This is a genomic window from Cellulomonas septica, from assembly GCF_012396155.1.
Lineage (GTDB): Bacteria > Actinomycetota > Actinomycetes > Actinomycetales > Cellulomonadaceae > Cellulomonas > Cellulomonas septica.
In genome coordinates, this window is sequence record NZ_JAAXOY010000023.1 from 1 (window position 1) to 13,675 (window position 13,675).

14 protein-coding genes and 3 tRNA genes are annotated in these 13,675 nt (G+C 73.7%); 5 read left to right on the top strand and 12 right to left on the bottom strand.

The genetic code is table 11. From position 1 onward, the window contains the following. Positions 1-183: 183 nt before the first annotated feature. From HGA02_RS02355 to HGA02_RS02390, 8 genes are all read right to left on the bottom strand, one after another. Entirely contained in the window at positions 184-1,020 is an 837-nt protein-coding gene (locus HGA02_RS02355) for a CPBP family intramembrane glutamic endopeptidase (RefSeq protein ID WP_168677163.1), read from the bottom strand. Between the two features lie 269 nt (positions 1,021-1,289). Then, positions 1,290-1,838: a PadR family transcriptional regulator gene (locus HGA02_RS02360; protein WP_168677166.1), complete on the bottom strand. Its 549-nt coding sequence runs from the start codon at positions 1,836-1,838 to the stop codon at positions 1,290-1,292. 97 nt (positions 1,839-1,935) lie between these two features. Continuing rightward, the gene (locus HGA02_RS02365; RefSeq protein ID WP_168677169.1) at positions 1,936-2,169 is read right to left on the bottom strand and encodes a FitA-like ribbon-helix-helix domain-containing protein; all 234 of its coding nucleotides are present in this window, start codon (positions 2,167-2,169) and stop codon (positions 1,936-1,938) included. Between the two features lie 37 nt (positions 2,170-2,206). Next, positions 2,207-3,298 (bottom strand): fatty acid desaturase family protein, encoded by a 1,092-nt coding sequence (locus HGA02_RS02370; protein ID WP_168677171.1) that lies wholly within the window; start codon positions 3,296-3,298, stop codon positions 2,207-2,209. A 292-nt stretch (positions 3,299-3,590) separates the two neighbouring features. Continuing rightward, positions 3,591-6,308, bottom strand: coding sequence for a glycosyl hydrolase 53 family protein (locus HGA02_RS02375; RefSeq protein ID WP_168677173.1), 2,718 nt, complete (start codon positions 6,306-6,308; stop codon positions 3,591-3,593). Between the two features lie 246 nt (positions 6,309-6,554). Continuing rightward, positions 6,555-7,046: an SHOCT domain-containing protein gene (locus tag HGA02_RS20300; protein ID WP_246247317.1), complete on the bottom strand. Its 492-nt coding sequence runs from the start codon at positions 7,044-7,046 to the stop codon at positions 6,555-6,557. A gap of 110 nt (positions 7,047-7,156) precedes the next feature. Continuing rightward, a complete protein-coding gene (locus tag HGA02_RS02385; RefSeq protein ID WP_168677175.1) occupies positions 7,157-8,167 on the bottom strand; it encodes an RDD family protein in 1,011 nt (336 codons plus the stop codon). Between the two features lie 114 nt (positions 8,168-8,281). Beyond that, positions 8,282-8,366: transfer RNA gene (locus HGA02_RS02390), tRNA-Ser, on the bottom strand. A gap of 112 nt (positions 8,367-8,478) precedes the next feature. Between HGA02_RS02390 and HGA02_RS02395 the strand changes: the two genes are divergently transcribed. Continuing rightward, entirely contained in the window at positions 8,479-8,862 is a 384-nt protein-coding gene (locus HGA02_RS02395; RefSeq protein ID WP_210728062.1) for a hypothetical protein, read from the top strand. Between the two features lie 55 nt (positions 8,863-8,917). Here the strand turns inward: HGA02_RS02395 and HGA02_RS02400 are convergent. Beyond that, positions 8,918-9,003, bottom strand: a tRNA-Leu gene (locus HGA02_RS02400). 80 nt (positions 9,004-9,083) lie between these two features. Continuing rightward, positions 9,084-9,551 (bottom strand): thioredoxin-dependent thiol peroxidase, encoded by a 468-nt coding sequence (bcp, locus tag HGA02_RS02405; protein ID WP_343035218.1) that lies wholly within the window; start codon positions 9,549-9,551, stop codon positions 9,084-9,086. A 130-nt stretch (positions 9,552-9,681) separates the two neighbouring features. Between bcp and HGA02_RS02410 the strand changes: the two genes are divergently transcribed. The 3 genes from HGA02_RS02410 (at position 9,682) to HGA02_RS02420 (ending at position 10,447) form a co-directional block, all read left to right on the top strand. Next, a complete protein-coding gene (locus tag HGA02_RS02410; protein ID WP_168677177.1) occupies positions 9,682-9,978 on the top strand; it encodes a GroES family chaperonin in 297 nt (98 codons plus the stop codon). Positions 9,979-10,079: 101 nt separating this feature from the next. Beyond that, the gene (locus tag HGA02_RS02415; RefSeq protein ID WP_168677180.1) at positions 10,080-10,295 is read left to right on the top strand and encodes a hypothetical protein; all 216 of its coding nucleotides are present in this window, start codon (positions 10,080-10,082) and stop codon (positions 10,293-10,295) included. Between the two features lie 76 nt (positions 10,296-10,371). After that, positions 10,372-10,447 (top strand) — tRNA-Lys (locus HGA02_RS02420). A gap of 13 nt (positions 10,448-10,460) precedes the next feature. Here the strand turns inward: HGA02_RS02420 and HGA02_RS21565 are convergent. Continuing rightward, on the bottom strand, positions 10,461-11,444 hold the full coding sequence (locus tag HGA02_RS21565; RefSeq protein WP_168677183.1) for a YrhK family protein: 984 nt from the start codon (positions 11,442-11,444) through the stop codon (positions 10,461-10,463). After that, positions 11,441-12,862: a glutamate decarboxylase gene (gene gad, locus HGA02_RS02430; RefSeq protein ID WP_168677187.1), complete on the bottom strand. Its 1,422-nt coding sequence runs from the start codon at positions 12,860-12,862 to the stop codon at positions 11,441-11,443. Before gad ends, HGA02_RS21565 begins: the two co-directional genes overlap by 4 nt. 162 nt (positions 12,863-13,024) lie before the next feature. On the opposite strand from gad, the gene HGA02_RS02435 reads away from it, so the two are divergent. Continuing rightward, positions 13,025-13,675 (top strand): FAD-dependent oxidoreductase (locus tag HGA02_RS02435; protein WP_168677189.1); only part of this gene is annotated, 651 nt, incomplete at its 3' end.

Consider the following 13,675-nt stretch of genomic DNA (forward strand, 5'->3'; position numbering starts at 1 on the left):
CGTGGCGGCGTCCGCGCGGTCGGGGTGGGTGGTGAGGGCCGGGGTGCTCGACGTCACCTGGGCATCGTGCCTCGCGAACCGCCTGCTGTCAGCGGTCTGGCGCGATCCCGTGGCCGACCCGCGCCGCTGACCCGCGCCGCCGGTCCGGCCCGACGGTGCGCCACGCCGGACCCGGCGGGTCCGTCAGTCGTCCGTCCCCCACCGGCGCCACACGACCACCGCCGTCAGCACCAGGAGCGGGAGGACGACGAGCGACTCCGGCCGGGCCGCGAAGGCGAGCGGGCTGTCGATGCGCACGACGTCCGCGTCGAGCAGCGCGAACGCGACCGCGTTGGCGACGCCGTGCTCGACGACCGCCGGCCACACGCTGCCCGTCCGGGCGCGCATCACGCCCAGCACGACGGCCATCGCGAGGACCGCGACCGTGAACAGCGGGATCTGGAGCGCGAGCGGCACGTCGGTGTACTCGGAGCCCATCGCGAGGATGTACGGCACGTGCCAGACGGCCCACAGCGCGCCGACCGCGAGGTGCCGCCGCAGCCCGCGCACGCCGAGCGCCTGGAGCCGCGGCTCCAGGTACCCGCGCCAGCCCCACTCCTCGAACAGGGCGAACAGCGTGCGGGCCACCAGGCCCGTCGCGACGAGCGTCCCGAACAGCGACAGCCCGCCGTCGCCCGCGTGCACGCGGCCCGTCAAGGCCCCGACGAGCAGCGCGACCGCGGCCGCGACGGGGAACCACAGCACGCCGAAGACGTACCAGCCGCGCTCGCGGCCGATCCCGAGGCCCGCGTCGGCCCAGCCGTCGCGGCCGAGCGTGCGCAGCGCGACCGCCATGACGATCGGGCTCAGGACGAACAGCAGCGCGCCGGGGCTCGTGGCCTTGTCCTCCGCGCCGGCGAGCGCGAGCGCGCCGAGGACCGACAGGACCATGACGCCGACGGCGTAGATCGTGATGTTGCGCCAGGACGCGGGTCGGGGCGTGCGGGTACGGGCCGGGCGGGTGGCGGTGGACGCGGACATGGCGGGTCTCCTCGTGCGGTGGGGTGCAATGGGGGCTGGGCGGGCGGTGCGGGCGGTGCGGCAGGCGTGCGGCGTCTCGCCCGTCGTCCCGTGGGACGCGGGCGGGGTCGGTCGAGACCGACGTGGCTGCCGTTCAGGGGTCGCGAACGGCAGCCATGTCGGTGTCGACGTGGTGCAGACGTGGCGTGCCGGGGGTCGGACGTCGGGTCCGCGTCCCGGCCCGGGCGGCGGGACGTCGGAGGGTGGGGTCAGGCGTCGGAGGGTGGGGGTCAGGCGTCGTCGAGCTCGGTGAGCAGGTCCTCCACCCAGGTGAGCTCGGCGCGGGCGTGGACCAGGCCGTTGGACAGCGTGGCGAGCCGCAGCCGGACGGGCAGCGGGACGTCACCACCGGCCTGCGCGAGGGCCTGGTCGTTGAGGTGGCGGGTGTGCTCGAGGACGGCGACGAGCTCGCGGGCCTCGGCGGCGCGCTCGTGCAGGACGGTGCGTGCCTGCTCGACGCCGAGGCGCCCGACGAAGAACAGGCGGACGAGGAACGACTCGCGCGACGGCACGTACTCGACGGGGGAGGCGAGCCAGCGGTCGAGCTCGGCCTCGCCCGACGGCGTGATGGAGTGCTCGCGCCGGTCGGGGCGGCCCTCCTGCGGGATGGTGCGGACGTCGACGAGGCCGTCGGCGGCCAGCACGGTGAGCGTGCGGTAGATCTGCGCCTGGTCGGCCGGCCAGAAGTGCGCGACCGACTCCTCCATGTGCTTGCGCAGGTCGTAGCCCGTCATCGGTGCGACCGAGAGGAACCCGAGCACGGCGTGCTTCAGCGACATGTCCCGACCATAGATGACACGTCTTATATAAGACAAGACATCTATCGAGGGACGCGTACCGTCTCCGTGTCACGGGCGGCACCGGCCGCGCGTGGGCTCACGGCCGGTCGGCGTCGACGTCGCGGGCGACGCGTGCCGCGTCGAACGGTGGGTACGTGCGAGCGCGAGCACGGATCGCGCCGACGGCGTCAGCCGCCGTCGGGTGGGCGGCGAGCTCGACGAGGCGTGCCCGCAGGTACGCGTCGAGCGACAGGCCGCCGCGCGCCGCACGAGCAGCGAGCTCGTCCCGGACGCCCTCCGGGACGTCGTGCACGGTGAGCGTCACGGCCATGCCGGCACGGTATCGACGCTCGGCCGGCAGTGGGAGGTCAGGCGCGGTAGGCCGCCGTGATCGGGCAGGCGAACAGGTCGCGGTCCGGGCGGCCGACGGTGTTGAGGTGGTCGACGATCATCCGGTACGAGCGCACCAGCGACACCTGCGCGTAGGGGATGCCGCGCGCCTCGCAGTAGGCACGGACGATCGGCTGCGCCCGGCGCAGCGTCGCGCGGGGCATCGACGGGAACAGGTGGTGCTCGACCTGGTGGTTGAGCCCGCCCATGAGGACGTCGACCCAGCGCCCGCCGCGGATGTTGCGGCTCGTCAGCACCTGGCGGCGCAGGAAGTCGACGCGCGCGTCCTTCGGCAGCAGCGGCATGCCCTTGTGGTTCGGCGCGAACGACGCGCCCATGTAGAAGCCGAACAGCGCGAGCTGGACGACCGCGACGACGAGCGCCTTGACCGGCGACATCACCGCGAGGACCAGCGCGGGGGCGCCGACGAGGCGGACGGTCAGCAGCGCGATCTCGACGCCGCGACGCTCCAGCGGCTCGCGCGACAGCACGCGCCGGATCGCGGCGACGTGCAGCGCGACACCTTCGAGCAGCAGCAGCGGGAAGAAGAAGAAGCCCTGCCGGGCCAGGTACCAGCGCGACAGCGCCGACTCCCGCCTCGCGATCTGCTCGGGCGTGAACGACAGGACCTTCATGTCGATGTCGGGGTCCGTCCCGACCTTGTTCGGGTTGGCGTGGTGGCGGGTGTGCTTGTGCTGCCACCAGCCGTGGCTCAGGCCGACGAAGAGGTTCGCGAGGACCAGGCTGGCCCACGTGTTGGCCTTGCCCGACGCGAAGATCTGCCGGTGCGCGGCGTCGTGCCCGAGGAACGCGACCTGCGTGAGGACGACCGCCGCGACGACGGCGACCGCGACCTGCCACCACGAGTCGCCGACCAGCACGACCGCGGCGACGAGGCCCGCCATCGCGACGACCGCGCCGGAGAGACGGGCGGCGTAGTGGCCGGGTCGGCGCGCCATGAGGCCCGCGGCCTGCACGGCGTGCGCGAGCTCGGTGAAGTCGCTGACCGCGCGGCGGCGCGAGCCGGCGGAGCCGTCGACGTGCGAGGCGGGGAGGGCGGTCGTGCTCATGGGCTGTCCGTCCAGTCGGTCCGGGCGCGGACGCGGCGAGGCGCGAGGCGACGGAGTCTCGGGCACACGTCGCCGGATCGCCCTGGCTCGACGGATACGACGAAGGCCCCGACCGGTGCGCCAGCCGAGGCCCGTGCTGTGAAGTCCCTCCCACGGTACGTCAGAGACGGTGCGCGCGTGCGGTGAACCGTCCACCGGTCACACGCGTGCCCGCGTCCGCGGGACGGCGTCGGACGACGGGAGCCCCGGGCCGTCGTGACCCGGGGCTCTCGTCGTGCGGGGATGCCGTACGTCAGGCGGTGGCCCGACCGGCGCGCGCCCTCCGCCGCGTCGCGACGGCGACGGCCGACCCGCCGAGCAGCAGGAGCAGCACGCCCGTCGCGACCGGCGCCGCGAGGTCCGTGCCCGTCGTGGCGAGCGACGCGCCGGTGACCCGGATCTCCACCTGCGCGAGCACCACGCCCGCGGCGTCGCGCACCTGCAGGTGGTGCAGGCCCGGCGACAGCGTCGTGGGGATCGTGACGGTCGCCGTCGCCGTGCCGCCCACGACCGGGACGGTCGCGAGGCGCCGGTAGGTGCTGGCGACGCCGACCTCGACCTGCGGCCCGGCGACGCCCGTGACCGTCACGGTGACCGTGTCGCCCGGCCGGACCGTGGTCCGGCTGACGGTGATCGCCGGACCGCCCGACGACGCCGATGCGGTCGGAGTGGGCGCCGTCGTCGGTCCCGACGTCGGCGTGGTCGTGGGCGTGCCCGTCGGCTCGTGCGTGGGCGTGGGCGTCGTCGAGACCGTCGGCGTCGGGGTGGGCGTCGCCGCGGGCTCCAGCCCGTCGACCGCGTCCGTCACGAGGGAGGTCGCGTCGTCCACGTCCTGCTGCGTCGGCTGCCCGGCCGCGAGGATCACGCGACCCGACGCGACTGCGTCGTCGAGCACCGCGAGCGACGTCGGCGTCCACGCGTCGCGGTCGACGGCGTCGGCCGTGGCGAGCGCCGCCTGCAGGGCGGCGGTGTCGACGGTGGTGGTGCCGACGGACGGCTCCAGCCGGATGTTGTCGATCACGCCCCACGCGGGTGCGTCGAGGCTCAGCCACGCGCCGACCTTCACGAGGCCGTCGTCGCCGACGACCACGTCGGGGACGGTGAACGTCGTCGGCGTGTTCCAGCCCGCGAGCCACACGGGCGTCGACCGGGTGCCGCTGGTCTCGTTCCAGGCCCAGACGTTCAGGTCGGTGCCGGTCTGGTCGCCGCCGTGCAGCGTGGCCGACAGCGTGTACGTGCCGGCGGGGACGCCCGTGAGCTGCTGGCTCAGGTCGACCGTGAACGGCGTGCCCGCCCAGAACGCGACGGCACGCGTGCCGTCCGTCGCGTTGCCGGTCGTCTTGATCGCGTTGTCGCCCGACGCGACCGAGTACGTGAGGTCCCACATGCTCGTGTCGGCGTCCTCGAAGGACCCGTTGACGACGACGTTCTCCGCACGGACGCGGACGGTCGCGACGGTGTCGACGCCGGTCGACGTCCTCCCGGGGATGCTGTAGGTGCCGGTCCCGCGGATCCAGCTCAGCGCGCCGCCCCACGTGACGGACGCGGTCTCCTGCGTGCCGTCGTTGTAGCGGACGGTGATCGTCGACGGCAGCGTCACGGGGTCGCCGAGGCGCACGTCGACCACGGGCTTCTCGACGGACGTGGGGACGCGCGCGGTCGTCGCGCCGGTGCGGACGTACCGGAACACGTCGAGGGACTCGAGCGGCGTGCCGTCGAAGGCGAACAGCGCCTGGTTGTCCCACGCGGAGCCGCCGTGCCAGTCGCGCGCGTCCTCGTCGTACCCGCCGGCGTAGCTCGACGCCCAGCCGGAGCCGAACTGCTCCCAGAGCGCGTTCTGCGAGGCCCAGTCCGACGGCCCGCCGACGGGCAGCCATGCGGGCTCCCAGTAGAAGACGCCGATGCCTGCGTCGCCGACGGCGTGCACGGCCGCGATGACGTCGCGCACCAGGTCGGCCTGCCCCTGGACGCTGATCGGGTGCACGGGCGTGGTCGAGGTGTTGATCGTGTTGCCGTGCTGGTCGCCGTTGTCGGTCGTGTACGCCCACGACGTCTCGGCGACCATGACCTTCTTGTCGTAGGTGTCGGCGACGTGCGTGAGGACGCTCGTCAGGTTGCCGAGCGAGCCGTGCCACATCGGGTACCACGAGCTCGCGAACACGTCGTAGTCGACGTCCGCCCGGTCGAGGATGCCGGCGTACGTCGCGTACCGGCCGTTCTCGGGGTTGGTGAAGTGCAGCGCGACGAGCGCGTCGTCGCCGTAGTCGGACGCGCGCACGGCGGCGGACCCGGCCTCGTAGACGGCGACGCACGGCGCCCACGACGCGTCCGTGGCGCTGCCGGACTCGCAGCGGATGCCCGCGATGCCGTTGTTCGACTCGTTGCCGATCTGCACCATGCCGACGTCGACGCCAGCCGCGGAGAACGCGTCGAGCGCGTCGGCGGTGAACTCGCCCGCGGCCTCGGCGCGCGCGGCGTCCGTCAGGCCCGCCCACGCCTTCGGCACGTGCACCTTCGCGGGGTCGGCCCAGAAGTCGGAGTAGTGGAAGTCGACCAGCACGCGCAGCCCGGCCTCGGTCGCGCGGCGCCCGATCTCGACCGCGCGCGGCACGTCGACGGTCCCGCCGCCGTAGCCGTGGCCGTCGGCGTCGTACGGGTCGTTCCAGACGCGGACGCGGACGTAGGTGATGTCGTGGTCGGCGAGGACCTCGAACAGATCCGCCTGCTGACCGTCGGAGTCGCGGAAGACCGTCCCGCTCTCTTCCAGCGACAGGACCGAGGACACGTCGACACCGGCCGCGAAGTCCGCGGGGAGGCCGTCGACCTTCTCGACGAAGATGCCCGCGTCGACGGGACCGGGGTCCTCCGCGGCGGCCGACAGGGCGGTGGGGGCGAGGATCGCCGCACCCACGGCGATCGCGGCGGTGGTGGCTCGCGCGGCACGCGTCGAGCGGGATCTGGTGGGCGTCATGACACTCCGTCGAGTCGAACGCGGTACCGCACGCGCGTCGTCGCGCTGTGCACGGTCCCAGCCTGAGACCGTGCACAACATACGACAGGGAGTGCAGGGGAGCGCAAGAGCCGGTCCATCGGCGAGACAGAACCGTGACCGTTCACAGCGTGGCGCCGCCTTCACCCCGGCCGGGCGAAGGAGGCAGGCTGCGCTCCCAGGTGAAGGGGACAGGCTGCGCTCCCAGGTGAGGGGAGCGGGTTGCGGTCAGGCGCCCGACAGCAGGCGCGCCTTCGCCGCCTCGAACTCCGCGTCCGACAGGTGCCCGGCTGCGCGCAGCGAGCCGAGCCGCTCGAGCCGCTCGAGGAGGTCGCCCTCACCCTCCGGGCCCGCGGTGCTCCCCGTCGACGCACCTGTCGCTGCCTCGTCGGTGCGGGAAGTCTCCGGCGGCGCCGCGACGACGCTGAACGGCCGCTTCGCGGCGGCCGCCTCCTCCTCGCGCTTCTCCTCGAACGCGTGGTAGCCCTCGCGCGCCGCGTCGACCGCGCCCTTGCCCGCGACGACCGCGCCGTTCGCGAGCGCGACCCCGGTCTCCGCCGCGATCGCCACCGCCTCGCCGCTGCGCGTCGTCAGCATCGACTTCGTCTCGTCGCTCACGGGGAGGAACCCGATGCCCTTGCTGAGCCCGCGGTGCACGTCCCGCGCGAACCCGTGCCGCTGCAGCCGGGCGTCGAGGTTCGAGCGCGTCTCGTCGGTCATGTCGCCTCCGTCGTCCGTGGCCGCGGCCCGCGGCTGCGTGCGGTCGTCCGCGTCAATCTAGGCCACGGTGCGCGCAGACGGCGCGTCCAGGCGCCGGCACCCCGCCGACGTCACCAGTCGACGCGCGGCGACGGCGGAAGCTCCGCGGCTTCGACGCCGAACCCCAGCACGCACAGCACCTCCGACGTCCCGTCGGCCTCTCCGGTGAGCTCGACGAGCGCGCCCGGGCCCGCGTCGTCGAACACGCGGCGCGGGATCGTCAGCTCCGGCACCTGGGTCACGTCGTCCGTCCAGGCGGCACCGTCGCGGAACGCGACCGCCGAGTGCCATGCCTCGTCGCCGTCCGCCTCGACGACCCCCACGTCGAGCGTCGTCCCGTCCGGGTCGGCGCCAGGCGCGAGCGTCCACGACAGCACGACCGGCGGCCGCGCCGGGGACAGCCGCCGGACGCCGAGCCGCGTGACCCAGACGTCCCCGGGCTCGCGTCCGGACAGCGTCGCGAGGCCCGAGGCGTGATCGGGGACGAGGGTGCACTCGACCCTCGTCTCGCCGCTCTCCGTCACCGCGGGCGCGAGCACCAGCGCCCCGGCGGTCACCGTCGCGACGCCCACGATCACCGGGACCGGCACGTCCACCCGCGCCCGCACGACCACCGTCCGGACGACCGAGTCGGCGAACGTCTGACGCCGCGGGTGCCACAGCGGTCGCAACCAGCCGACCAGCAGGATCCAGTCGAGCACGTGGAGCAGGTCCCGCAGCACCGTGACCGGAAGCGCCGCGGGCGCACCGTCGCGCTCGCGCACCACGCGGATGCCGACCATCGCCTTGCCCGGCGTCATCCCGGTGAACGCCTGGAGCACCAGCAGCAGGAGCACCGCGCCGCACGTCCACCACGAGAGCCGACCGTCAGGCTCGATGCCCGGCACCGCCGAGAGCGGCAACCACGGCACGGGCCGGAGCGGCACGGGCGCCACCGAGCCCGTCGCGAGCCACGCGACCGCCGCGACGAGCAACCCGTCCGACACCGACGCGACCGCCCGACGCCACCAGTGCGCGTACCGCGGCGCCGCGGGCGTGCCCGGCTCGGTGGTCGCCGTCGCCGGCACGTCGGTCGTCGTCATGCGCGGATGCTCCCACCACGGGACCGCCGCGCGGGGGCGTTCGGGCGACGACCCGTCAGCGGGAACACGAGGGGCCCGCGCTGCACGGTGGCAGGTCGCGGGCCCTTCGGGCGGCGGAGGATGGGGGATTCGAACCCCCGAGGGCTTTCACCCAACACGCTTTCCAAGCGTGCGCCATAGGCCACTAGGCGAATCCTCCAGGCGGGCCCAGGGTACTCGACCCGACCGCGATCTCCGAAACGGGCGACGGGGACGGGGTCGGGCGGCCACGATGGGGTGTCGGTCGGGGACGCGGCGACGAGGAGGGCGCGATGGTGGTGGCGCAGGACGCGGACGGAGACGTCGCGACGGTCGAGGGCGTGAGCGGCACGCCGACCACGGCGGGGACCCGGTTCGACCTCGCGCTCGACGCGGGCGGCGTGGTCGGCAACGGCACGCGCGTGTCGGTGTCGTACGACCTCACGGGCGACGGCACGTGGGACCGCGTCGAGGTCTACCGGTACTTCGCGACCGACCCCGTGCCGGGCGTCGAGCGGTACACCGAGGCCGTCGGGGCGGACCGCGTCACCGGAACCCTCGGGCGCCTGACGAACGGCACGGTGCGCGTCGCGGTGTGGAACGCGATCGGCTCGGGCACGTCGACCGTCCGCCTGGCCGACTCGGTCGTCCGCCTGCCGCTGCGCGCCGCGAGCTGACGCCGGACGCACCACGGCCCGGCACCGGGATCTCCCCGGTGCCGGGCCGTCGTCGTGGTGCGGGAGACGGGACTCGAACCCGCACGCCCTCTCGGGCACCAGGACCTAAACCTGGCGTGGCTACCGTTTCACCACTCCCGCGCGCCCGAGTGTGGCACACGCGACCGCCGTCGTCGGGCGTGCGTGCCAGGGCGGCGGCGCGGTGCGCGTACCGCGGGAGGTCAGGCGATCTTCAGGTCCCGGCGCAGCTTCGCGACGTGCCCGGTCGCCTTGACGTTGTACTGCGCGAGCTCGACCTTGCCCTCGGGGTCGACGACGACCGTCGAGCGGATCACGCCCGTCACGGTCTTGCCGTAGAGCGACTTCTCGCCCCACGCACCCCACGCCTCGAGCACGCCGCGCTCGGTGTCCGACGCGAGCGGGAAGGTCAGGTGCTCGGCCTCGGCGAACTGCGCGAGCTTGTCGACCGCGTCGGGGGAGACGCCGACGACCTTGTAGCCGGCGCCCTGCAGCGACGCGAGCGAGTCGCGGAAGTCGCACGCCTGCGTCGTGCAGCCGGGCGTCATCGCGGCCGGGTAGAAGTACACGACGACGTGCTCGCCGCGCAGGTCGGACAGCGTGACGCTGCCGCCGTCCGCGGTGGGCAGCGTGAAGTCGGGGGCGAGGTCGCCGACGGCGAGACGAGGCACGAGGACGCTCCGGTGGTCGCAGGGGAGGCGTCGGCCGGTCGACGCCGCGGTCAGCCTACGTCCCGCGCACGGTAGCGTCGTGCGGGTGACCGCTCCCGCTCCCGACGCCCGTCCCGGGCTGCCGATCCGCATGCTCAACGACCGCCTCCTCGTCTCCGTCGACGGCGACCCCGCCGAGCGCCGGTCGTCCGCGGGCATCGTCATCCCGGCGACCGCCGCCGTCGGCAAGCGGCTCGCGTGGGCGTCGGTCGTGGCGGTCGGCCAGCACGTGCGCCAGGTCGAGCTCGGGGACCGCGTCCTGTTCGACCCCGAGGACCGCGCCGAGGTCGAGCTGGCCGGAGCGACGTACCTGCTGCTGCGCGAGAAGGACGTCCACGCGGTCGCGACCGAGCGCGGCTCCGGTGAGGGCACCGGTCTGTACCTGTGACGATCCTGCGGAACCAGGACACCGACCTTGCACGTCACGTCCCCGTGGTGTGCCATGGAGACAGCCGGACGCCTGACCGAGGAACACCCAGGAGCCACCCGATGAGCGACGACACGCCCGACACCCTCGCCGCGCCCGACGCCGAGCGCGTCCGCGAGCTGCTCGAGGCGCACGTCCCGCTCACCCTCATCGCCGACCTGACGGCCGCCGAGGCCGTCCCGTCGCAGGAGATCCTCGAGAAGGAGGGCCTGCCGGAGGAGGAGTGGTGGCAGCCGGAGAACGGCACCCCGCAGGCCAGCGGGGACGGCCGTTCCTGACGTCGCGTGACGGTCGTCACGACGGCCGGATCCGATTGGCTTCCCAGGCCGGACGGCTGCTAACGTTCTCAACCGCGCGCCATTAGCTCAATTGGCAGAGCAGCTGACTCTTAATCAGCGGGTTCGGGGTTCGAGTCCCTGATGGCGCACCAGCACGAAGGCCCTTCACCGCACGGTCGGTGAGGGGCCTTCGTCGTGCGGGACGGGTGCGCTCGGGGCCGCTGCGGGTGTGCGGTCGTGCGCCGACTCGACCGGCAGCAGCACGGCCCCGACGAGGAAGCACACCGCGCCGACGAACGTCCCGGCGTTGACGAGCGCGACGTTCGCCATCTCGTCCGTGCCGCGCAGGTACCGGGCCGCGACGGCGGCGACGCCGAACGCGACCGAGCCGGCCATGTTGAGCGCGGCGATCGTCCACCCGACCGACCGGTCCGGGCGGGGGAGGACGCCCCGGTTGACCTCCGCGTACGCGAACCAGCTCGCGACGAGGAAGCACACGGACCCGAGCACGTCGGGCGCCCACACGAGCGTCTTGTCGCCCGCGATGGCGAGCCCCGTGCGGGTCGCGCTGAACGTGCTGACGTTGAACAGCACCGTGCCGACGAGCTGCACGGCGGACGCCCAGAGGTCGATGCGGTCGGGGCGGAAGCCCACGAGCGCCGCGAGCCGGCTGCGTGGTGGCGCGGTCGCGAGGACGTCCCGCGGGGCGCGCGCCGCCTCGTCGTACTGCAGGTACGCGGCGCTCGTGAAGAACACCGAGCCGACCGCGAACGTCCACGCCGTGACGGCCGGTGGCACGGCCTGGAAGTATGCCGGCACGGAGCCCAGCGCGAAGCACACCGAGCCGATCGCGAAGAGTGCGCCGATCCACCAGCTCCACGCGTCGGCACCGCGACGCCCGCCTCCGTCCGACGGTGCCGGGGCGACGGCGGCGCCTGCCGGACCCGCGACCACGGCGGTGTCCGCTGCCGACGGCACGGGCACGCGCGCCCGCAGACCCAGACCCTTGCGGTGACGCCGCGACGTCCACTCCACCTCGGCGCCGTCCGGACGCCGCAGGACGGCGTGCGTGACGAACGGACCCGGACCACGGGTGTCGACCGCGGTCCAGCCGTCCGGCAGGTCGGGCAGCGCCGAGGTGCGCGTCACGCCCGCAGACCGGTGCGGGCCTTCGCGTGCGCGGCGGCCTTGTCGGGTGCCGTCCAGACGTCCGGCTTCGGGGCGGGACGGGCGGTGGGCTGCTCGGCGGCGAGCGACTCCCACGCGTGGTCGAGGTCGCGCAGGAGCATCTCGATCATGGTGCGGCTGAGGTCGAGGCGGACGACGACGCGCATGAGGTGCACGTCCTGCGCGTCGGGCGGGAGGCTGTAGGCGGGCACGATCCAGCCGTTCTCCCGCAGGCGGGCCGACAGGTGGTAGACGTCGAAGCCCGGGTCGTCCTTGATCCGGAACGTCACGACCGGCTCCGCGAGCCCGGGGTTGAGGATCTCGAACCGGCCCGACGCCTTGAGCGCCTCGTTGAGGTGGCGCGCGTTGGCCAGCATGGTCTCGACGATCGCGGTGTACCCGTCGCGCCCGAGCCGCAGGAAGTTGTACATCTGCGCCTGGATCATCGCGGACCCGCGCGAGAAGTTGAACGTGTACGTCGGCTGCGCGCCGCCCAGGTAGTTGACGCTGAACACCAGGTCCTCGGGCAGCAGCGACGCGTCGCGGAAGATCAGCCAGCCGACGCCCGGGTAGACGAGCCCGTACTTGTGCCCCGACGCGTTGATCGACGCGACCTGCTCGAGGCGGAAGTCCCACCGCAGGTCGGGCTCGGCGAACGGGGCGACGAACGCGCCGCTCGCGCCGTCGACGTGCAGCGGGATGTCCCAGCCCTTCTCCGCCTTGATCCGCACGAGCAGGTCGTTGATCTCCTCGATGGGGTCGGCCTCGCCGATGTGCGTCGTCCCCAGCACGGCACCCACCGCGATGGTGTTCTCGTCGACCTGCGCCTCGACGTCGGCCGCGCTCAGCACGTACCGGTCGGGCCGCATGGGGATCTTGCGCATCTCGACGTCGAAGTAGTTGGCGAACTTGTCCCACACGACGTGCGTCTCGGCGCCGAACACCACGTTCGGCCGGTCCGCGGGACGGCCCGCCGCGAGCTGCCGGTGCCGCCACGCGCGCTTGTGGGCGAGCAGCCCGAGCATGATCGCCTCGGACGACCCGATCGTCGCGACGCCCACGACCTTCGCCGGGTCCGGCGCGTGGAAGAGGTCGCCCAGCATGTGCACGCAGGCCTCCTCGACGAGCGACGCCGCCGGGTACTCCTCGTGGTCGATGTGGTTCTTGCGCAGCGAGTCGTGGATGAGCTGCTCGGCCTGCGGCTCCATCCACGTGGTCACGAACGAGGCGAGGTTGAGCGTCTCTCTCCCGTCGAGCATCAGCCCGGTGTGCAGGAGCTCGTAGACCTCGTCGGATCCGAGGCCGTGCTCCGGGAACCGGGACCTGTCGAACTGCTCGCGGAAGCTCGGTCGCCCGTGGATCGGTCCGAGCGCACCACTGCCCTGGGATGTCTCGCTCACGTCGCCCCTCCGTCGTCGACGCCGGGAGCTCACGGCTGGTTGCCGTCTCCGGCGGACCCTCGGTGCGAACGTAGCAGCGCGGTCCGGACGAAAGCACCCAGGACGGACACGCCGACGGCCCCGCAACCTGCGGACGGGGCCGCGGGCCGCCACGATGGGGCGATGCCGAGTCAGCATGAGTTCGACGTCGTGGTGGTGGGCGGCGGCGCCGTCGGCGAGAACGTCGCCGACCGCGCGAGCCGCACCGGATTGAGCGTGGCGCTCGTCGAGCACGCGCTCGTCGGGGGCGAGTGCTCCTACTGGGCGTGCATGCCCTCCAAGGTGCTGCTGCGCGCGGGCGCGGTCCTCGCAGCGGCGCGTGACGTACCCGGCGCGAAGGCCGCCGTCGCGGACGCCACGGTCGACGCCGCGGCGGTGCTCGCCCGGCGCGACGAGATCGTGCACCACTGGGACGACTCGAGCCAGGTGTCCTGGGTCGAGTCCGTCGGGCTCACGCTGCTGCGCGGCCACGCGCGGCTCACCGGTCCGCGCACCCTGCTCGTCTCGGGCGAGACCGAGACCGAGGTGCGCGCGCGGCACGCGGTCGTGCTCGCGACCGGGTCGGAGCCCGTCGTGCCCGACGTCCCCGGGCTGGCCGAGGCGGGCTTCTGGACGAGCCGTGAGGCGACCGCCGCACGCGAGGTCCCCGCGCGGCTCGCGGTGCTCGGCGGCGGTGTCGTCGGCGTCGAGATGGCGCGCGCGTACGCGGACCTCGGGTCCGAGGTGACGATCGTGGTACGAGGCGGGCGGCTGCTCGGCAACGCCGAGCCGTTC

Coding starts and splice junctions, on each gene's coding strand:
- HGA02_RS02355 (WP_168677163.1), bottom strand. CDS start 1,020: ATGTCCGCGTCCACCGCCACCCGCCCGGCCCGTACCCGCACGCCCCGA.
- HGA02_RS02360 (WP_168677166.1), bottom strand. CDS start 1,838: ATGTCGCTGAAGCACGCCGTGCTCGGGTTCCTCTCGGTCGCACCGATG.
- HGA02_RS02365 (WP_168677169.1), bottom strand. CDS start 2,169: ATGGCCGTGACGCTCACCGTGCACGACGTCCCGGAGGGCGTCCGGGAC.
- HGA02_RS02370 (WP_168677171.1), bottom strand. CDS start 3,298: ATGAGCACGACCGCCCTCCCCGCCTCGCACGTCGACGGCTCCGCCGGC.
- HGA02_RS02375 (WP_168677173.1), bottom strand. CDS start 6,308: ATGACGCCCACCAGATCCCGCTCGACGCGTGCCGCGCGAGCCACCACC.
- HGA02_RS20300 (WP_246247317.1), bottom strand. CDS start 7,046: ATGACCGACGAGACGCGCTCGAACCTCGACGCCCGGCTGCAGCGGCAC.
- HGA02_RS02385 (WP_168677175.1), bottom strand. CDS start 8,167: ATGACGACGACCGACGTGCCGGCGACGGCGACCACCGAGCCGGGCACG.
- HGA02_RS02395 (WP_210728062.1), top strand. CDS start 8,479: ATGGTGGTGGCGCAGGACGCGGACGGAGACGTCGCGACGGTCGAGGGC.
- HGA02_RS02410 (WP_168677177.1), top strand. CDS start 9,682: ATGCTCAACGACCGCCTCCTCGTCTCCGTCGACGGCGACCCCGCCGAG.
- HGA02_RS02415 (WP_168677180.1), top strand. CDS start 10,080: ATGAGCGACGACACGCCCGACACCCTCGCCGCGCCCGACGCCGAGCGC.